Source organism: Paraburkholderia sp. CNPSo 3281 (assembly GCF_024206515.1).
In the GTDB taxonomy this organism is placed as follows: domain Bacteria; phylum Pseudomonadota; class Gammaproteobacteria; order Burkholderiales; family Burkholderiaceae; genus Paraburkholderia; species Paraburkholderia nodosa.
The window spans coordinates 1-19,028 of sequence record NZ_JAMBPS010000026.1 but is presented as its reverse complement, the minus strand read 5'-3'; the positions used below and the strand labels follow the sequence as shown (position 1 = coordinate 19,028).

The window sequence follows — 19,028 nt, the reverse complement described above, 5'->3', positions numbered from 1 at the left end:
CACCGCGATCATCATTCGACACCGATGCAGGAATTCCGTACCGCGTGCGGAGTATGCATAGGAGAGCTAATATGTCAGCCATCATCGACAAAGCCAGTGACCTGGATCACCTGCTGTCCACCGCCGTGCAGGACGACAGGCAAAACGGTGTGTTCCGTTGCCGCCGCGACATCTTCACCAATGTCGACCTGTTCGAACTGGAGATGAAATACATCTTCGAGAAGAACTGGGTCTACCTCGCGCACGAAAGCCAGATTCCCGAAAACAACGACTACTACACTACGTGGCTGGGTCGTCAGCCGGTAGTCATCACGCGCGACAAGACCGGCACGCTGAACGCCGTGATCAACGCCTGTGCGCACAAAGGCGCCATGCTGTGCCGGCGCAAGCACGGCAACAAGGGCAGCTTCACCTGTCCGTTCCACGGCTGGACGTTCTCCAACACCGGCAAGCTGCTCAAAGTGAAGGATGAAAAGACTACCGAGTATCCCGTGCAATTCAACAAGCAGGGCTCGCATGACCTGAAGAAGGTCGCGCGCTTCGAGAACTATCGGGGCTTTCTGTTCGGCAGCCTCGATGCCGACGTGCAGCCGCTGGAAGACTACCTCGGCGAAGCGAAAATCATCATCGACCAGATCGTCGACCAGTCGCCGAACGGCCTCGAAGTGTTGCGCGGCAACTCCTCGTATGTCTACGACGGCAACTGGAAGATGCAGATGGAGAACGGCTGCGACGGCTACCACGTCAGCACCGTCCACTGGAATTACGCCGCAACCATGGGGCGTCGCAAGGAAGACGGCACCCAGGCCGTGGACGCCAATAGCTGGAGCAAGTCGGTGGCGGGTGTCTACGGCTTCGACCACGGCCACATCCTGCTGTGGACCAACACGATGAACCCGGAGGTGCGGCCGGTCTACAAGCATCGCGACGAAATCAAGGCGCGCGTGGGTGAAGTGCAGGCCGATTTCATCGTCAATCAGACGAGAAACCTGTGCCTCTACCCGAACGTGTTCCTGATGGACCAGTTCAGCACGCAGATTCGCGTGGTGCGCCCGATCAGCGTGGACAAGACCGAGGTGAATATTTTCTGCTTCGGGCCGAAGGGCGAGAGCGCGGAAGATCGTGCGACGCGTATTCGCCAGTACGAGGACTTCTTCAACGTCACGGGCATGGGTACCGCCGACGACCTGGAAGAGTTCCGCGCCTGCCAGGCGGGTTACGCCGGCACCACGGCGATGTGGAACGATCTCTCGCGCGGCGCGCCGCTGTGGGTCGAAGGTGCGGACGACAACGCGAAGAAGATGGGCCTCAAGCCGGTCATTTCCGGCGAACGCAGCGAAGACGAAGGGTTGTTCGTGGTTCAGCACGAGTACTGGGTGCACGCCATGCGCGACGCCCTCAAGCGGGAACTGAATCACGAACAAGCGGGAGCGCAGGCATGAGCAACGATTACCACAAAATCTGCGCCGCGCTGTACCGCGAAGCGCGTCTGCTCGACGATCGCCAGTGGGAAGAATGGCTCGCCTGCTACGCAGAAGACGTCACGTACTGGATGCCCGCGTGGGACGACGATGACCAGCTCACCGACGACCACGAATCGCAGATCTCGCTGATGTACTACCCGGATCGCGGCGGCCTCGAAGACCGCGTGTTTCGCATCAAGACCGAACGCAGCGGCGCATCGATGCCGGAGCCGCGCACGAGCCACAACGTCACGAACGTGGAAGTGCTGGCGGACCGCGGCGATGAAGTGGAGGTGCGCTACAACTTCCACACGCTCAACCATCGCTACCGGGCCACGGATCATTTCTTCGGCACGATGTTCGTCACCATGCGCCGAGCTGGCGACGGCTTCCTGATTGCCTGCAAAAAGATCGTGCTGAAGAACGACTACATCCGGCAGGTGCTCGACGTTTATCACGTGTGAAATCACGTTTGATATCGAGCTTCAGTTTCAACATGGGATAGAAGGAGACACCATGTCCAGCTACAAGATTGCACTCAACTTCGAAGACGGCGTCACGCGCTTCATCGAATGCAAGGCGGGTGAGAAGGTCCTCGACGCGGCCTTTCGCGCGCGCATCAACCTGCCGATGGATTGCTCAGACGGCGTATGCGGCACCTGCAAGTGCCGCGCAGAAAGCGGCAGCTACGACCTGGGCGAAGACTATATCGAGGACGCGCTGACCGACGACGAAAAGGACAGCGGTCTCGTGCTAACCTGCCAGATGGTGCCGGAAAGCGATTGCGTAATCGCGATTCCCGCGTCGTCCACGGTCTGCAAGACAGGGCAGAGCAAGTTTGCGGCCACGGTGGCGAAGATCGAGCAGCACAACGATGCCGCGGTCGTGCTCGAGCTGGACGTCGACGCAGCGGGTCCGGTGTTCCTGCCGGGCCAGTACGTCAACATCGACGTGCCGGGCAGTGGCCAGCATCGTTCGTATTCCTTTTCTTGCGCGCCGGGCGAATCGAAAATCAGCTTCCTGATCAAGAAGATTCCGGGCGGCGTGATGAGCTCGTGGCTCGAAGCCGCGCAAGCGGGTACGAAGCTCGAATTGACGGGGCCGCTCGGCAGCTTCTATCTGCGCGACGTGCAGCGGCCGTTGCTGTTCCTCGCGGGCGGCACGGGTCTGGCGCCGTTCCTCTCGATGCTGGAAGTGCTCGCGCGCACCAACGCGCAGCAGCAGGTGCACCTGATTTACGGTGTGACGCGCGACCTCGATCTGGTGCTGGTCGAAGCCATCGAAGCCTACGCGGCGAAGCTGCCGAACTTCAGCTTCGCCACCGTGATCGCCGACACGGATTCGAATCATCCGCGTAAAGGCTGGGTCACGCAGCATATTCCCGCCGACGCCCTGAACGATGGCGACGTCGACGTGTATCTGTGCGGGCCGCCGCCGATGGTGGACGCCGTGCGCAAGTATTTCGACGACGAAGGCGTGAAGCCCAGCAGCTTCCACTACGAGAAGTTCACCCCCAACGTAGTTCCGAAGGCGGCATGATCATGCAACGATTCGCAGGCAAGGTCGTCGTCGTCACCGGGGCGGCGCAGGGAATTGGCCGCGGCGTGGCGCTGCGGGCGGCGGCCGAAGGCGGCAAGGTGGTATTCGTCGATCGTGCGGATTTCGTCGCCGAAGTCGCAGCCGAGGCGCAGGGCGCGCAAACGGCGGGATTCGTCGCCGACCTCGAAACGTATGAAGGCGCGCAAGCGGCAATGGAGTTCGCCGCGCAGAAATTTGGCGGCATCGACATTCTCATCAACGGCGTGGGCGGTGCCATCCGCATGCGGCCGTACGCGGAATTCGAGCCAGCGCAGATCGATGCGGAAATCCGCCGCTCGCTTATGCCCACGCTGTATACGTGCCATGCGGTGCTGCCGCATTTGCTCGAGCGCGGGCGTGGAACCATCGTCAACGTTTCGTCGAACGCCACGCGCGGCATTCGCCGTGTGCCCTATTCGGCAGCGAAGGGCGGTGTGAATGCGATGACGCAATCGCTGGCCATGGAATACGCGGAGCACAATATCCGCGTGGTCGCCACGGCGCCGGGCGGCACCGAAGCGCCGCCGCGCCGCATTCCACGCAATGCCGCGGGTGACAGCGAGCAGGAAAAGGCCTGGATGGGCGAGGCGGTGCGCCAGGTCACCGAATCGACCTTCTTCAAGCGCTACGGCAGCCTCGACGAACAGGTCGCGCCTATTCTGTTTCTCGCTTCCGACGAGGCGAGCTATATCACCGGCTCGATCTTGCCGGTCGCCGGCGGGGACACGGGCTGAGCGACGAACACATGGGGGCGGCGGGCGCGCACAGGCGGGCGGGGTGTTATGCTCGAAAGACCCTGATTTTCGTCCCGCGCTCTCCATGAACTTCGATCCCGCAGTCGTCAAAGCCTTCGCGCCCACGGGCACGTTGCGCGCCTCCATCAACCTCGGCAATCCGATACTCGCGAATCGCGATGCGGCGTCGGGCGAACCGTTCGGCGTTTCCGTCGATCTCGCTCGTGCTTTCGCGCAGCATCTGGACGTGCCGCTCGAACTTGTCGTATTCGACGCAGCAGGCAAGTCCGTCGAAGCCGTGAGCGACGAACGCGCGGACTTCGGCTTCTTTGCCGTCGATCCGAAGCGAGGCGAGACGATCGCGTTCACCGCACCTTACGTGTTGATCGAAGGTTTCTATCTGGTTCGCAACGATTCTGCGGTGCGCACCAATGCCGACGTCGACCAACCGCATAACCGCGTGGCCGTCGGAAAAGGCAGTGCGTACGATCTCTTTCTCACGCGCGAATTGAAGCAGGCGCAAATCGTGCGCGCACCGACTTCGCCTACGGTCGTGCAAACCTTCCTCGAACAAGGGCTCGAAGTGGCCGCGGGCGTGAAGCAGCAAATCGAAGCCGACGCCGCGAAGGCTGGCGGCTTGCGCCTGCTCGACGAGCGCTTCATGGTGATTCGCCAGGCCATGGGTGTCGCGAAGCGCCGTGGTCCCCAGGCCGCCGCAGCGCTTGGCGCGTTCGTCGAAACGATGAAGGCATCGGGATTCGTCGCAGAGGCATTGGAGCGCCACGCAATAGCGGGCGCATCGGTTGTGCCGGCTGCTTAAACGAATCATGTCAGGCAAAAAAAGAGAGCGCATTAAAAGAACAATCAACACGCTCCGAGGGCCAATTGCCTCATGGATTCTCAATGTAGATAATCGGTCTTTCTCGCCGGTTTTAATGCACCACCTCGAAAGCATTATGTAATTTGTCCGCCGATATTCATGCCCGCACATTCCTCGACGCGCGTCGAGCGTTGCCGGGTGCGCTTGTGCCATTGACGCCACGCAATCTGAATTTCAACACCATTTTTATTTTCGACACCCTATGATGCGGGTGTTCGATTCGCGCCGCACTCACCGCACGATTCCCGTTTTGCCATTGCATTTTCAACACCGATGAATTGCGTAATTTGCAATAATCGTCGGCGGATAGCTTTTTGCTTTTGAGTCTGCACCGAAATGGAATGGACGCGTATGAGATTGCACGTCGAAGGTGCCGGCTGCCTGAATTCGATGCATTGACCCACCGCCCAATCCGGAGCTTGAAAACATGAAAAAATCGCTACTCGCCGCAGCACTCCTGAGCGCCTTTGCTATTTCGGCGCACGCGCAAAGCAGCGTGACCCTTTACGGCCTGATCGATACCGGTCTCGTCTACACGAACAACCAGTTCGGCCATAGCAACTGGCAGCTGAACAGCAGCTCCACGCAAAACACGGTGTTCGGCCTCAAGGGTTCGGAAGATCTGGGCGGCGGTCTGCATGCAATCTTCAAGCTCGAACAAGGCTTCCTGCTCAACAACGGCGCGCAGGCGTTCTCGGGTCTCGGCTTTGGTTCGCAAGCGTGGGTGGGCCTGCAAAGCGATCCGTACGGTACGCTGACGTTCGGCCGCCAGTTCGACGTGATGAACGACCTCGTGGGCCCGCTTACGGCCGGATCCAACACGTGGGGCGGCAACCTCGCGGCGCACCCGTTCGAGAACGACAACCTCGCGGCGAACTCGGTGGTCGTCAACAACTCTGTCAAGTACGCGAGCCCGACGTTGTACGGCGTGACGTTCGAGACAATGTACTCGTTCAGCAACAAGGCCGGCGACTTCGCGAACAACCGCTCGTACGGCTTCGCTGTTTCGTACACCCAGGGCCCGCTGAACCTCGCGGCCGGCTACCTGCAGTTCAACAACGCGGGCAACAGCAGCGGCGCAGTCACCACCAGCGACACGAGCGCGAACTTCCTGGCGGAGCGTCAGCGTGTCTGGTCGCTCGGCGGCAACTACACGTACGGGCCGGCCACGGTGGGTCTCGTCTGGAGCCATACGCAGATCGACAACGCCGCAGGCGTGTACTCGTTCGGCACGGGCACTTATCTCGGCTCGAACGACGACTCCGCCGGCTCGCTCGCCGGTTCCCTGCGCCTCGACAACTTCGAAGCGAACGTGAAATATGCGCTCACGCCGGCGTGGAGCGTTTCGGGTGCGTACACGTACACGCACGGCGCCTACAACGGCACGAACCCGGGCTGGAACACGGCAATGCTGCAGACGGATTACGCCGTCAGCAAGCGCACCGATTTTTACCTCGAAGGCGTGTACCAGAACGTGCACGGCGCACCGCAAGGCTCCGTGCTTTCGCACGCCATGATCAATACGCTTTCGCCTTCGTCGACCGATACGCAGGTCGCTGTGACGGTGGGCATGCGTCACGCGTTCTAAGTCGATTCAGCGATGACTTCGGCGGGGCATCTGTCCCCGCCGGACGTTTCCCTCTGCGCGGCGCGCTTCCTCTCGAATGGGGGCCCGCCGCGTTGTCATATCTGCGCCCGCTTTGTTCCCCCTGAGCGAGATAGTTGAAATTTTCAACTATTTGACTATACTGCCGTCCGGCTAGCATACGGATGGGAGCACGCATTTGTATTCGGATTTCCTCACCTTCAGGCTCGATCAAACGAGCGCGCTGCTGATGGATCGCGCCAACGCGGTCTACCGCGAGCGCTGGGATCTCGACGTGCGTGCCATGCGCGTGCTGCGCATCATCCGCGCCGAGCCGGGCATCACGCCCAAGGCTGTATCGCAGCGCGCGCTCATCGAAAAAACGCTGCTTTCCAAAACGCTCGGCGAACTCGAATCGCGTGGCCTGATTGGCCGGGGCACGCATGCGCAGGACCGGCGCAGCGTCGTGCTGCGCGTCACGCCCGAGGGCACGAAAGTGGCGAATGCCTCGGAAAAAGCCGGCTCGAAGCTCGAAGCCGAACTCGCTGCCGTGCTCACCGATCACGAGCGCAAGACGCTCGATCAGTTGCTCGCCAAGCTTGCGCAGAGCCTGATCGACGGTGTTTGAGATCGCGGCGCGCACGCCGCACATTGCACAATGAAATACGCATGAAGGAGTCTTCCATGCCGAATCTGGTCGAAACTGTGGCGCCCGCCATTGGCGCGCTGCTGCCCGAACTCGAAGCGCTCTACAAGGATCTGCACCAGCATCCTGAACTCTCGATGCAGGAGTTCCGCACGGCGGCGCTCGCGGCTCAGCGCATGGAAAAGCTCGGTTACGAAGTCTCCCGCGAAGTGGGCGTGACGGGCGTCGTGGCCCTGCTGCGCAACGGCGAGGGCCCGGTCGTGATGCTGCGCGCCGACATGGATGCGCTGCCCATGGCCGAGGCCACCGGTCTGCCGTATGCGAGCACCGTGACCGCGAAAGACGAGGAGGGCGTGCAGGTGGGCGTGGCACACTCGTGCGGGCATGACCTGCACGTGACATGGCTCCTTGGCGTGGCGCAGTTGATGGCGGCGCATCGCGACGCGTGGAGCGGCACGCTGCTTGCCGTGTTCCAGCCAGGCGAGGAAGTGGGACGTGGCGCGCGCAGCATGATGGACGACGGCATGATCGAGCGCTTTCCGAAGCCCGACGTGATCCTCGGCCAGCACGTGATGGTGGGCCCGGCAGGCACCGTGGGCTATCGCAGCGGCACGATCCTCTCGGCCGGCGACAGCCTGAAGGTGAAGCTGTTCGGCCGCGGTTCGCACGGCTCGCAGCCGCAAACCTCGATCGACCCGGTGATCATGGCGGCTTCCACCACGCTGCGCCTGCAGACAATCGTCTCGCGCGAAATCTCGCCGCGCGAGGCCGCCGTGCTTACGGTGGGCTCGCTGCAAGCGGGCACGAAGGAAAACATCATCCCCGACGACGCCACGCTCAAACTCAACATGCGCACCTTCGACGACGACGTGCGCGAGTACATGCTGGGCGCGATCCGCCGCATCTGTTGCGCCGAATGCGCAGCCTCGAATGCGCCGCGCGAGCCGGAATTCACGACGCTGTCGAGCTACCCGCGCACGGTGAACGACGACGCCACCACGGCGCGCCTGCGCAAGGCTTTCGAAGCATGGTTCGGCGCGCGCGCCTACGAAACGCAGCCGGCCGCCGCCAGCGAGGACTTCAGCGTGTTCGGCCGCGAATGGGGTGTGCCGTACGCGTTCTGGTTCGTGGGTAGCACCGACCCCGGGGTCTACGCGCAAGCCAGGGCTGCGAAGAAGCTCAACGAAATCCCGAGCAACCACTCGCCGAAGTTCGCACCGGTGCTCGACCCCACCTTGCGCACCGGCCTCGAAGCGATGCTGTGCGCGGCCGCCGCGTGGCTTGGCTGCGAAAGCGAGGCGGCGTGAGCGTGGCACTCGGGGCGCACGTGGGCGCGCATCTCAACGCCCACACGGCCTATACGGCACTCGACCTGATCGGCACGTTCGCCTTCGCGATCTCCGGCGCCGTGGCCGCGCGGCAGCGGCGGCTCGATCTGTTCGGCATCGTCGTCGTGAGCTTCATGGTGGCGTGCGGCGGCGGCATCATCCGCGATCTGTGCATCGGCGCGGTGCCGCCCGTTGGGCTCGCGAACTGGGCTTATCTCGCGGTCACGCTGCTGGCTACGGGACTGACCATTGCCGCGTATCCGCAGGTGCGGCGGCTGCGTCATCCCGTGCTGTTGTTCGATGCGATCGGTCTTGGGCTCTTTGCGGTAGCGGGCGCGCAGAAGGCGCTTGCGTATAGCCAGAGCGCGGAGCCCGCCATCATCCTTGGCATTGTGAGTGCGGTGGGCGGCGGCGTGTTGCGCGACGTGCTGCTCTCGCGCGTGCCCGCCATTCTCGATCGCGAGATCTATGCTTCGGCGGCGCTGCTTGGGGCCTCTGTGCAGGTGGGGCTCACGTATGCGGGCTGGTCGACGTTCTGGACGCCCTGGGTGGCCGTGATTTCCTGCGTGGCGTTGCGGCTCGCCTCGCTCTACTTCGGCTGGCGTTTGCCGGTGTTTCATACGGTGCGGGCCGCTCAGCCGCAGCCGGCGCAGGGCGGCGACGCCGCGAAGCTCACCGGCAAGGCGGATTCGCGGCACGACGCGCGCTAGCGTCAGCCACCTTACGCCGCTGGATCGAATGCGATTTCGGCGGTGCGCACCGCACTGATCTTCGGGCCGAAGCTGCGCATATTCGAAAGCGTCGCATTGTGGTGCGCGCGGATCAACGCTGCGTTCGCGTGCGGCTTGTCGTGCGTGGTATGGGCATCGGCAGCGAGCGTGACCGTGAGGCCATTCGCGGCGGCGCGCCGTACCGTCGTGTCCACGCAGAATTCGCTCGCATAGCCGCAGATCACCACGTGCTTCACCGCATGCGCGGCGAGCAGGGCGGCCAGCCCGGTGCCGAGAAACGAATCGGGCGTGCGCTTGCCGATGAGGTGGTCGCGTAATTCCGTCGCGAGTGTGGCCGACAACGCCCACGCGTCGGACCCGCAAACGAGCGCCGTGTCGTCCTCATGCTGGATCAGCACGACCGGCGCGCCGGCATGCCTTGCGCGCTGCATCAGCGCGTTGATGTTGGCGCTGATCATGGCGATGTCGCCGGGCAGCGGTTCGGTGTCGATGAGTTCCTTTTGAAAATCGATGACGAGCAGTGCGGTGGTCATGGCGAAACGTCCGTGGCAAAGCGCTGATTCTAGCGCGTGACCTTCGCCCACGCTGCACCGTGCATGGTGCGGCGCGGCACGCAATATGCTGGGTGCCGCGGGCGCCGTCGCGCGCATGCAACTGTACGTCGTTCGCCGTCCAGCCAAAATACGGTTTTTTTCACCACGCGCTATGCTTTTTAGTGCGCGATGTGGCCGGCATGAGACCAGGCGCGCCGGTTTGTCCGCACGTTCAACCACGCTATCCGCCCCGGCATGGACCGGACCAGGAAAGAAGACTCCACGAGGGAGCCAACGTGAAAACGACTTTGGGCGCAGTGGTGCTGCTCGCCGCCAGTTCGGCCGCGAGCGCACAATCGAGTGTCACGATGTATGGCCGCGTGGATGGCGGCATCGAATACCTCAATCACATCGCGAACGGCAACGGCGGCAGTTCGAGCCGCTGGAGCGCCGAAGGCGGCGACTGGGGCACCAGCATGTTCGGCCTCAAGGGTACTGAGGACCTGGGCGGCGGCAGCGCCGCGATCTTCAACCTCGAAACCGCCGTGCAGATCATGAACGGCACCACGGGCGGCGGCCGGCTCTGGTCGCGGCGCGCGTATGTGGGCTTGAAGAACGACACCTGGGGGCAACTGCAAGCCGGCCGTAATCTCTTCATCGACAGCGACGGCGTGTGGGCTTTCGATCCGTTCGTGCAGCAGGCGGTGTCGTCGGCCTCGCTCGTGCGTGGGCGCAACTGGCAGCAAACGAGCAACAACGTCGAATATCACAGCCCGGTGTGGAACGGCCTCGACGTGCAGGGCCAGTATTCGTTCGGCAACCAGCCAGGCAACTTCAACGCCGGTGCCGAAGGCGAGTTCGGCCGCTCGGACGGCATCATGCTCTCGTATCACTCGCCGCTCTTCGACCTGCGCGGCATCTACGACGAACTGCGCGATTCGAGCGGGCGCTTTTCCAACATCTTCACGGCCTCGCGCGAATACTTCGTGGGCGGCAACCTGCGCGTGCAGAAGTTCAAGATCCAGGCCGCGTACACGCATTACTCCGCACCCGATTCGCCGCCCGGCATTTCCGATACCGCCGACCACTACTGGCTGGGCGCGACCTGGCAGGCTACGCCGAAGTGGGCGGTGACCGCCGCGGGTTTCTATATTCACGTAGGCGAGGGCGGCGGCGACGCCTCGCACGACCCCGCGAGCCACGCCATGCTCTACGCGCTCGGCGCGACGTACAACCTCAGTGCGCGCACGTTCCTGTATGGCACGGTGGCCTACGTGGACAACAGCAAGAACGGCACGTTCTCCGTGTTCGCGACGCCGCGCGACTCGAGCACGCCGACCAGCCCCATGGCCGGCCAATCGCAAACGGGGGCCTACGTCGGGATGATGCACGTGTTCTGACGCCTCGCTTTTTCCGCCATCGCAGACGACATTCTTCGAGGAAGGTTGAGATCATGGCCAGACTATCGAAACCGCTGGGCTTCATCGGAGTCATCTCCGTGCTGTTCACCTTGCTCACGGCGGTGTATCTGCTGGCTGGTGGCGCGTGGCTCATTTCGCTCGGCGGCTCGCCGTACTACGTCGTGACGGGCGTGCTGCTGCTCGTCTTCGCGTGGCTGCTGTGGCGTGCGAGCCCCTCGGCGTTCGTGCTCTATGCGATCGTGCTGATCGGTACGGCGATCTGGGGCCTCTGGGAGTCGGGGCCGGACTTCTGGGCGCTCGTGCCGCGCTCGGGCGTGCTGGTGGTGTTCGGCATCTGGCTGCTCGTGCTCATGAGCTGGCACCTGGAGCGCCCGCGCCAGTTCGGTGTGCTCTCGCTCGTGGTCGGGCTGCTCGTGTGGGGCGGCGTGCTCGTGTATGCGCATTTCAACGACCCGCAGCAGATCAACGGCTCGCTCGCGGCGGTGAGGGCCACGCCCGCGCCGAACGTCGACGGCATCGAGCCGTCCGAGTGGCCCGCTTATGGACGCGACCAGCAAGGCACGCGCTATTCGCCGCTGCAGCAGATCACGCCCGATAACGTGCATAACCTCCAGGTGGCCTGGACCTTCCGCACCGGCGACACGAAAGGCCCCAACGATCCGGTCGAGATCACCAACGAAGTCACGCCGATCAAGATCGGCGATCTGCTTTACCTGTGCTCGCCGCACCAGATCCTGTTCGCGCTCGACGCGCAAACCGGCGAGCTCAAATGGAAGTTCGATCCTAAGCTTCAGGCCGATCCCTCGTTCCAGCACGTGACCTGCCGGGGCGTGTCGTTCGTGGATCTTTCGGCGGCGTCCGTGAACGCCGCGGCGGCGGCGCTGGGAGCGACGGCTACGACGCCCGTGGGCGCATCGGACGCCGCGGCGGCTTCGGGAACCGAAGCGGCTGCGCCCGCCAGTGATCCCGCTTCGGCAACGGAAGCCGCCGCGCCCGCGAGCGTACCGGCGGCCGCAGCAACACCTGCCGCCGCGAACGGCACCTGCATGCGCCGCATCCTGCTGCCCGTGAACGACGGCCATCTCTATGCACTCGATGCGCTGACGGGCGAGCGCTGCGCGGGCTTCGGCAACAACGGCGACCTCGACCTCCAGCACGCCATGCCGGTCACGACACCGGGCATGTACGAGCCCACCTCGCCGCCGATCGTCACGAACAAGGTGATCGTCGTGGCGGGCGCCGTGGAAGACAACTTCTCGACGCGCGAGCCCTCGGGCGTGATTCGCGGCTTCGACGTGCGCACGGGCGAACTGCTTTGGGCGTTCGATCCGGGCGCGGCGGACCCGAACAAGATTCCCGGCCCCGGCGAGCACTACGTGTGGAATTCGCCGAACTCGTGGGCGCCGGCCGCCTACGATGCGAAACTCGACATCGTTTATCTGCCGATGGGCGTGAAGACGCCGGATATCTGGGGGGGCGACCGCACGCCCGACCTCGAGCGTTACGCAACCGGCCTGCTCGCGCTGCACGCCTCGACCGGCAAGCTCGCCTGGTTCTACCAGACGGTGCACCACGACCTGTGGGACATGGATCAGCCCTCGCAGCCCACGCTCGCCGACATCACCGACAAGGACGGCAAGACCGTGCCGGTGGTGTACGCACCTGCGAAGACGGGCAACCTGTTCGTGCTCGACCGCCGCACGGGCGAGCTCGTCGTGCCTGCGCCCGAAATGCCGGTGCCGCAGGGCGCGGCGCCGGGCGACCACGTCTCGGCCACGCAGCCGTTCTCGGCGCTCACGTTCCGGCCGTCGAAGAATCTCACCGACGCCGACATGTGGGGCGCCACGATGTACGACCAGCTCATCTGCCGCGTGATGTTCCACCAGCTGCGCTATGAAGGCACGTTCACGCCGCCTTCGGTGCAAGGCTCGCTCATTTTCCCGGGCAACCTCGGCATGTTCGAGTGGGGCGGTCTCGCCATCGACACGGACCGGCAGATCGCCGTGGCGAACCCCATCGCGCTGCCGTTCGTCTCGCGACTCATTCCGCGCGGGCCGGGCAATCCGCTCGAGCCGCAGCCGGGCGCGAAGGGCAGCGGCACGGAGGCGGGCATCCAGCCGCAATACGGCGTGCCTTACGGCGTGACGCTCAATCCGTTCATGTCGCCGATCGGGCTGCCCTGCAAGCAGCCGGCGTGGGGTTATATCTCCGTCGTCGACCTGAAGACCAACCAGATCGTCTGGAAAAAGCGTATCGGCACGACGCGTGACAGCTCGCCGATTCCCGTGGCCTTCCGCACGGGCATGCCGATGCTGGGCGGCCCGATGGTGACCGCGGGCGGCGTGATCTTCATCGGCGCGACGGCGGACAACTACCTCCGCGCCTTCGACGTGAACAACGGCAACCGGCTCTGGCAAGCGCGGCTGCCCGCGGGCGGTCAGGCCACGCCGATGACGTACGCGGTGAATGGCCGCCAGTTCGTCGTGATCGCGGCAGGCGGGCACGGCTCGTTCGGCACGAAGCTCGGCGACTACGTGATTGCCTACGCGCTGCCGAAGCAATAAGCAATGCGCGACCGCCCGGCAGCACCGGGCGGCCGCGGCTTGCGGGCTTTTCACGCGGCGGCAGGCGAGAAGCACAGCGCAAGCCGTCCCTCATGCAGCATGCGACGCACTGCTCGTGCGCCTCACCCGCATTTCCCTCATGAATCGAACATTGCGCGCGGCGCGCGCCTGGGCGGTGTTGTCTGCGGCAACCTTCGCCACGCTGCACACGATATGCGCACGCGCGCAAAGCTCGGTCACGCTGTACGGGGCGCTCGACACGAGCATCGAGGTGACGAATCCGGGCGCGGGCTGGGTCGCGCGCATGGACTCGGGCGCGTATCGCGGCTCGCGCTTCGGGCTGCGCGGCGTGGAGGATCTCGGCGGCGGCATCAAGATATTGTTCGAACTGGAAAACGGCTTCGGCTCCAACGACGGCACCTTTGCCGTAGCCAATACGATCTTCAACCGCCAGGCGTGGATAGGCCTCGGCACGCAGTGGGGCACGGTACGGGTGGGGCGGCAATACTCGCCGATCTATATTCCGTTCAAGGGACAGCTCGACGCGTTCGGCGCTGGCACCATCGCCTCGGGCCTCAACAATCTTTCGAAGATCACGCCTTACGAAAGCAACGCGATCACGTATCTGTCTCCCGACATCTACGGTTTCTCGACCACGCTGATGGCCTCGCTGCGCGATCCGTCCGCGGGCAGCAACGGGCTGGCCGGCAACATCGAAACCGTCGAGTGGCGGCGCGGAGCGTTTCGCATCTCCTGGGCGCATCAACAGCAAAACGGCGATGGCGCGCTGCGAGCCAATCTGGGCGGCATGTCGTACGCGCTCGGACCGGTGACCGGATTTCTCGCGTACTTCAACGGCGATGGCGGCACGCCGCGTAACCACAACAACGGCGTGTCGGTCTCGGCGCGCTATGCGCTCACCTCGCAGTTTCGCGCTTCGCTCGGTTACGCGTGGGTGCACGATCTCTCGGGCGCCGGCAACGACGCCGACCAGTTCAGCGCCGCGTGCGAATACGACCTTTCGAAGCGCGTGCTGCTCTACGCGAGCGCAGGGTGGCTGCGCAATCGCGCTGAGGCGACCTTCACGCTGCGCGGCGTGAACGTGACCGGGCTGCCGCCGTCCTGGCCGGGCGCGCCTGTGCGCGGCGTGCAGTTTGGCATGATCGACCGCTTTTAAAGCGTACGGCTTGTGCCAAGGCATCTCTCGTTGTTATCATGCGCGTTCCATCCCCGCACACCGGACTCCAGCCAAAGTGGACAACTAAGCTTTTCCCCAAAAATGTTTTCGCGCCAGCGTGATACACGCCGCGCGAGTGGATTCATACATTCGGGAGAAGCTTATGGCTCGAGTCACGCCAGTCGCGACGCTTGTCGCACTCCATCACATTTCATACCGGTTCGATAGCGGCGTCACGCTATTCGACTCGCTGGACCTCGTTCTCGATCGCGTGCCCACGGGTATTGTCGGGCGCAACGGCGTCGGCAAAAGCATGCTCGCGCAACTGATCGCTGGGCGAATCGAGCCGACGTCCGGCTCGATCGACCGGCACGTCAGGGTTGCGTTTGCGGCCCAGCAGCCCCTCGACGCCTCGCACGACAAACAGACCGTTGCGCAAGTCGCGGGGCTCGACGCGCCGCTCGCGGCTCTGGCGCGGCTAGCGAACGGCGTGGCCGACACCGGCGATTTCGACGTGATCGGCGAGCGCTGGGATCTCGCGGCGCGCCTGCGTACGGCGCTCGATGCGGCGGGACTCGATCATCTGGAGTCCGACACATTGGCGCAAACGATCAGCGGCGGCGAACTTGCGCGCGTTACCTTGATTGGTGCGCTGCTGGCGGACGCCGGCTTGCTCGTGCTCGACGAGCCGACCAATCACCTCGACGCCGTCGGCCGCGCGTGGCTGCGTGGCACGCTGGCGGGATGGCGCGGCGGCCTCGTCGTCGTGAGCCATGACCGTGCACTGCTTGCGCAAATGCAACGCATCGTCGAGGTCACGCCCAGGGGACTGCGAACGTATAGCGGCAACTACGCCAGCTACCGCGCCCAGCGCGATGCGGAACACGAAGCGGCAAAGCGCGTGCTCAGCCATGCGCGTACCGAACGCGAGCGCGCCGCGCGCAGGCTTCAACGCGAACACGACACGATCCAGCGACATGCCGCCGGAACATGCCGTTACGCGAAGACGGCCAATCTATCTTCGATGGCGAAAGAGGGGATCAATAGCGGTGCGCGCAATGTGATGGGGCAGGTAAGGGCCGAGCAACGCGAGCACAAGGCGGCGCTCGATGAGCGCGTTACCGAGGCTGCCGCGCGCGTCGAGCCCGACGCACCCGTGCTGGTGGCGCTGCCGGGCGCAGAGGTTAGCGCGCGCCGCCAGGTCTTCACGCTCGAAGAGGCGAGGCTGCCGTGGCTCGCGCACGACGATCCCGCCGCCACGCTCAGCTGGTCGTGCAGCGGCCCGGTGCGCGTGGCGCTGACGGGTCCGAACGGATGCGGGAAGTCGACGCTGCTGCGCCTCCTCGCGGGACAGCTCGCGCCCAAAGCGGGGCATAGCGTGACGCATGTCCGCAGCGCGTACCTCGACCAGAAGCTCGCGCAGCTCGATCCCGACCGCTCGATCGTCGAGCAGCTTGGGTTGCTCGACACACCGCTCGCAAGAGGGGGGCTGCGCAGCCGGCTAGCGTTGTTGCAACTCGATGCCGCGCGCGTGACACAGCCGTCGCGCCACCTGAGCGGCGGGGAGCGGTTGAAGGCCACGCTTGCCTGCGCGCTCTGGCGCGGCGCGCCGGCGCAGTTGCTGCTGCTCGACGAGCCAACCAACCATCTGGACCTGGAATCCGTGCGCGCGGTCGAAGGGGCGCTAGCGGACTTCCCGGGCGCGCTGATCGTGGCCTCGCACGACGCCGATTTCGTCGCCGCGCTGGCACCGACACATACGATGCAATGGAGCCGCGACGGGTGGCGCTGCGATCCCGTTGTTTGATCCATCGGATAACGAATCGATTTTCTAATCCGCGCCTGGAAGCGATACGTGACCGCCACCTGCGCGACGGGATACCAGCGATAGCGTTCGACGTCGCGCGCTATGGCGGCGCATTCGGGCTGGCCCGCGCGTTGGCGTGATACATGGCGTTTGCAGCGCGGAGATCGCGTTGCCTAGTCGAACGCCGTGCAGAGGCGCTCGATCGGTACCGCGATCAGTATGCAGATCGAGAAAGCGAGACCGAAGGTGAAGGCCACGGAAGTGGTCGCGCCGCACCACGCGATGAACCGCCTCGCGTCGCGCTTCTCGTGAGCGACGTAGGCAATCTTGCGCCAGGCGCGGCCCGCGGCGTAGGTAATGGCGAGCGCGAGCACGAGCGCGCAGACCGAGGCGATGCCGAGGATCCACTGCGTGCCGTGCCAGCCTGGCATCGGATCCTGCGTGACGGCGTCGGCACAGGCCGTGGAAACGAGCGTGACGCCGAGCGCCAGATGTAGCAGCCAGATGAGCGGTACCGCGCACAGACCGAGCCAGGCTGCGACGCGCTGTGCGCGCGTCGGCTCTGAATGCGAGCCTGCGCCGGTGGGTTGCCCGGATGTGGGGGCGGACGTCATGGGTTCCTCCTGTGAGGCGGCATGGGTTCGCGGCGCAGGAGGTGTGCCTGGGTGGGGTTATTTGATTTTACATAACATAAATTATCGAAGTTTTATATGTGGGGGCTACGTCTTAATGTCGTGTTCTGGCTATTTACAGATGTCGTGTTTTTGAGCGCTGGCAAGCTGGCAGACTGCTGCAACCGCTGCGGGGCCTGCCATGAAGCCGGACACGACGCTGGTGAGTTTGAGCATGCGCGAACTGGACAGACTGAAGGTTATACAGGCCGTCGTTGAGACGGGCCTCAAGCCCGGCCGTGCCGCCGAACGGCTGGGTCTGACAGTACGTCAGATCGAACGGCTGGTGATCCGGTACCGGGAGCACGGGCCGTCTGGCGTGGCCTCGGGCCGGCGCGGTCTGCCAGGTAACCGCAAGCTCGACGAAGGCCTGGCGTTGCGCGCCCTGATGATCATCCGCGAGCGCTACGCCGATTTCGGGCCGACGCTGGCCCGCGAGAAGCTGGACGAATGCCACGGCATCCGGCTGTGCAAGGAAACGGTGCGCCAACTGATGACCCAGGCCGGCCTGTGGGTGCCGCGCAAACAGCGTCCACCGAAGGTCTACCAGCCGCGCGCACGGCGTGCATGTTTCGGCGAGCTGGTGCAGATCGACGGCAGCGACCACCGCTGGTTCGAGGACCGGGCGCCGGCCTGCACGCTGCTGGTGTACGTGGACGACGCGACGAGCCGGCTGATGCACCTGCATTTCACGCAGACTGAATCGACGTTCAGCTATTTCGAGGCCACGCGCGCGTATCTGGAGCGCCACGGCAAACCGGTAGCGTTCTACAGCGACAAGGCGAGCGTCTTTTACGTGAAGCGCCGCGCCGAGACCGCAGGCAAAGGTGTCACCCAGTTCGGCCGGGCGATGTATGAGCTCAATATCGACACGTTCTGCGCGAACTCAAGCCCCGCCAAGGGCCGCGTGGAGCGCGCCAACCTGACGCTGCAGGATCGCCTGGTGAAGGAACTGCGCCTGCGCGGCATCAGCACGCTGGACGAAGCGAACGCCTGGGCACCCGCCTTCATGGCGGCCTACAACGCCCGCTTCGCGAAGCCGCCCAGAAGCCGGTTCGATGCACACCGGTCGCTGCGTGCGGACGAGGATCTCGACGCAATCTTGACCTGGCGCGTACAGCGCAAGGTGTCGGATTCACTCACGCTGCTGAACGACCGCGTGATCTGGCTGCTGAAGGACACGCCGGCAACCCGCCGGCTGATCGGCCGCTACATCGAGGTATGGGAGTATCCGGACGGTCGCATCGAGCTGCGGGCCGGCGGTGCAGCACTGCCCTGTATCCCCTATGACAAGCTCTCGGAAATCGACCAGGGTGCCGTGATCGAGCACAAGCGGCTCGGCCATGCGCTGCGCGTCGCCCAGGCGCTGCAGGCGCAACGCGATAACCGTCGCGTATCAGGCTCGCCATCCCGCACCAATCGCGGCGCCGCGGTACGCAAACCGAAACCATTGCCTGGCGCGAGGAAGCAGCGCGAAGTGACACTCGAGGACTTGAATGCGGCGGTAATGGGGACTCACCGCAACCCGGGAGGCTCGGTGCTAAAAACCCCCTCCAGATAGATATAAAGGACTGCAAAACAACCACACCCAGAACCAACCTCAACCCCGATATCTGTATTTAGCCGGGACCCCGACATCTGAAAATGGCTTTGACATTATATGTAGGTCCAAAGTTCAAATGTCGCGTTTCCGCTAAATAGATGGAATGGTCGCCTCCCGCCTTAATGGGCCGTCCAGCGCCGCAGTCTCGCGTCCTGAACATGCGACATTGCTGGTTCGGCAGTCCAGCCGCCAAGGAGAATCAGATGGAACCCACGACCATTGCCATCGACCTGGCCAAGCGCGTTTTCCAGATTCATTACGTCGAGACCGAGACCGGCGCAATCCGCAGCAAGGTACTCAAACGCGC

At 64.1% G+C, this 19,028-nt stretch carries 16 protein-coding genes; 14 read left to right on the top strand and 2 right to left on the bottom strand.

Annotated elements, in window-relative coordinates; translation table 11 throughout:
- The first annotated feature begins 71 nt into the window (after nt 1–71).
- From M3I56_RS23305 to M3I56_RS23265, 9 genes are all read left to right on the top strand, one after another.
- Entirely contained in the window at nt 72–1,442 is a 1,371-nt protein-coding gene (locus tag M3I56_RS23305) for a Rieske 2Fe-2S domain-containing protein (protein ID WP_254356015.1), read from the top strand.
- Nucleotides 1,439–1,927 (top strand): benzoate 1,2-dioxygenase small subunit, encoded by a 489-nt coding sequence (gene benB, locus M3I56_RS23300; RefSeq protein WP_254356014.1) that lies wholly within the window; start codon nt 1,439–1,441, stop codon nt 1,925–1,927. The genes M3I56_RS23305 and benB overlap by 4 nt, the downstream gene beginning before the upstream one ends.
- 52 nt (nt 1,928–1,979) lie before the next feature.
- Nucleotides 1,980–3,002, top strand: coding sequence for a benzoate 1,2-dioxygenase electron transfer component BenC (gene benC, locus M3I56_RS23295; RefSeq protein WP_254356013.1), 1,023 nt, complete (start codon nt 1,980–1,982; stop codon nt 3,000–3,002).
- On the top strand, nt 2,999–3,775 hold the full coding sequence (gene benD / locus M3I56_RS23290) for a benzoate diol dehydrogenase BenD (protein WP_254356012.1): 777 nt from the start codon (nt 2,999–3,001) through the stop codon (nt 3,773–3,775). Before benC ends, benD begins: the two co-directional genes overlap by 4 nt.
- Nucleotides 3,776–3,860: 85 nt before the next feature.
- The gene (locus M3I56_RS23285; protein ID WP_254356011.1) at nt 3,861–4,595 is read left to right on the top strand and encodes an ABC transporter substrate-binding protein; all 735 of its coding nucleotides are present in this window, start codon (nt 3,861–3,863) and stop codon (nt 4,593–4,595) included.
- Nucleotides 4,596–5,082: 487 nt separating this feature from the next.
- Nucleotides 5,083–6,243, top strand: a complete 1,161-nt coding sequence (locus tag M3I56_RS23280) for a porin (RefSeq protein ID WP_254356010.1) — start codon at nt 5,083–5,085, stop codon at nt 6,241–6,243.
- A 196-nt stretch (nt 6,244–6,439) separates the two neighbouring features.
- A complete protein-coding gene (locus M3I56_RS23275; protein ID WP_254356009.1) occupies nt 6,440–6,868 on the top strand; it encodes a MarR family winged helix-turn-helix transcriptional regulator in 429 nt (142 codons plus the stop codon).
- Nucleotides 6,869–6,924: 56 nt separating this feature from the next.
- A complete protein-coding gene (locus M3I56_RS23270; protein WP_254356083.1) occupies nt 6,925–8,193 on the top strand; it encodes a M20 family metallopeptidase in 1,269 nt (422 codons plus the stop codon).
- Nucleotides 8,190–8,924: a trimeric intracellular cation channel family protein gene (locus M3I56_RS23265; RefSeq protein WP_254356008.1), complete on the top strand. Its 735-nt coding sequence runs from the start codon at nt 8,190–8,192 to the stop codon at nt 8,922–8,924. The genes M3I56_RS23270 and M3I56_RS23265 overlap by 4 nt, the downstream gene beginning before the upstream one ends.
- 11 nt (nt 8,925–8,935) lie before the next feature.
- On the opposite strand, the gene M3I56_RS23260 is transcribed toward M3I56_RS23265, so the two are convergent.
- Nucleotides 8,936–9,478: an isochorismatase family protein gene (locus M3I56_RS23260; RefSeq protein ID WP_254356007.1), complete on the bottom strand. Its 543-nt coding sequence runs from the start codon at nt 9,476–9,478 to the stop codon at nt 8,936–8,938.
- Nucleotides 9,479–9,774: 296 nt separating this feature from the next.
- On the opposite strand from M3I56_RS23260, the gene M3I56_RS23255 reads away from it, so the two are divergent.
- From M3I56_RS23255 to M3I56_RS23240, 4 genes are all read left to right on the top strand, one after another.
- A complete protein-coding gene (locus M3I56_RS23255) occupies nt 9,775–10,878 on the top strand; it encodes a porin (protein ID WP_266228091.1) in 1,104 nt (367 codons plus the stop codon).
- A 53-nt stretch (nt 10,879–10,931) separates the two neighbouring features.
- A complete protein-coding gene (locus M3I56_RS23250) occupies nt 10,932–13,463 on the top strand; it encodes a glucose/quinate/shikimate family membrane-bound PQQ-dependent dehydrogenase (RefSeq protein WP_254356006.1) in 2,532 nt (843 codons plus the stop codon).
- Between the two features lie 139 nt (nt 13,464–13,602).
- On the top strand, nt 13,603–14,640 hold the full coding sequence (locus M3I56_RS23245; protein ID WP_254356005.1) for a porin: 1,038 nt from the start codon (nt 13,603–13,605) through the stop codon (nt 14,638–14,640).
- A gap of 163 nt (nt 14,641–14,803) precedes the next feature.
- The gene (locus M3I56_RS23240) at nt 14,804–16,447 is read left to right on the top strand and encodes an ABC-F family ATP-binding cassette domain-containing protein (RefSeq protein ID WP_254356004.1); all 1,644 of its coding nucleotides are present in this window, start codon (nt 14,804–14,806) and stop codon (nt 16,445–16,447) included.
- Nucleotides 16,448–16,620: 173 nt separating this feature from the next.
- On the opposite strand, the gene M3I56_RS23235 is transcribed toward M3I56_RS23240, so the two are convergent.
- The gene (locus M3I56_RS23235; RefSeq protein ID WP_028207296.1) at nt 16,621–17,061 is read right to left on the bottom strand and encodes a hypothetical protein; all 441 of its coding nucleotides are present in this window, start codon (nt 17,059–17,061) and stop codon (nt 16,621–16,623) included.
- Nucleotides 17,062–17,260: 199 nt separating this feature from the next.
- Here M3I56_RS23235 and M3I56_RS23230 point away from each other — a divergent pair, with 199 nt between their 5' ends.
- Complete coding sequence (locus M3I56_RS23230) at nt 17,261–18,679, top strand: ISNCY family transposase (RefSeq protein WP_254356003.1); 1,419 nt, start codon at nt 17,261–17,263, stop codon at nt 18,677–18,679.
- The last annotated feature ends 349 nt before the right edge of the window (nt 18,680–19,028 follow it).

Excerpts from the sequence above, each read along its gene's own strand:
- benB (WP_254356014.1), top strand. The coding sequence starts at position 1,439 with ATGAGCAACGATTACCACAAAATCTGCGCCGCGCTGTACCGCGAAGCG.
- M3I56_RS23285 (WP_254356011.1), top strand. The coding sequence starts at position 3,861 with ATGAACTTCGATCCCGCAGTCGTCAAAGCCTTCGCGCCCACGGGCACG.
- benD (WP_254356012.1), top strand. The coding sequence starts at position 2,999 with ATGATCATGCAACGATTCGCAGGCAAGGTCGTCGTCGTCACCGGGGCG.
- benC (WP_254356013.1), top strand. The coding sequence starts at position 1,980 with ATGTCCAGCTACAAGATTGCACTCAACTTCGAAGACGGCGTCACGCGC.
- M3I56_RS23235 (WP_028207296.1), bottom strand. The coding sequence starts at position 17,061 with ATGACGTCCGCCCCCACATCCGGGCAACCCACCGGCGCAGGCTCGCAT.
- M3I56_RS23230 (WP_254356003.1), top strand. The coding sequence starts at position 17,261 with ATGAAGCCGGACACGACGCTGGTGAGTTTGAGCATGCGCGAACTGGAC.
- M3I56_RS23305 (WP_254356015.1), top strand. The coding sequence starts at position 72 with ATGTCAGCCATCATCGACAAAGCCAGTGACCTGGATCACCTGCTGTCC.
- M3I56_RS23280 (WP_254356010.1), top strand. The coding sequence starts at position 5,083 with ATGAAAAAATCGCTACTCGCCGCAGCACTCCTGAGCGCCTTTGCTATT.
- M3I56_RS23270 (WP_254356083.1), top strand. The coding sequence starts at position 6,925 with ATGCCGAATCTGGTCGAAACTGTGGCGCCCGCCATTGGCGCGCTGCTG.
- M3I56_RS23245 (WP_254356005.1), top strand. The coding sequence starts at position 13,603 with ATGAATCGAACATTGCGCGCGGCGCGCGCCTGGGCGGTGTTGTCTGCG.
- M3I56_RS23250 (WP_254356006.1), top strand. The coding sequence starts at position 10,932 with ATGGCCAGACTATCGAAACCGCTGGGCTTCATCGGAGTCATCTCCGTG.
- M3I56_RS23240 (WP_254356004.1), top strand. The coding sequence starts at position 14,804 with ATGGCTCGAGTCACGCCAGTCGCGACGCTTGTCGCACTCCATCACATT.
- M3I56_RS23260 (WP_254356007.1), bottom strand. The coding sequence starts at position 9,478 with ATGACCACCGCACTGCTCGTCATCGATTTTCAAAAGGAACTCATCGAC.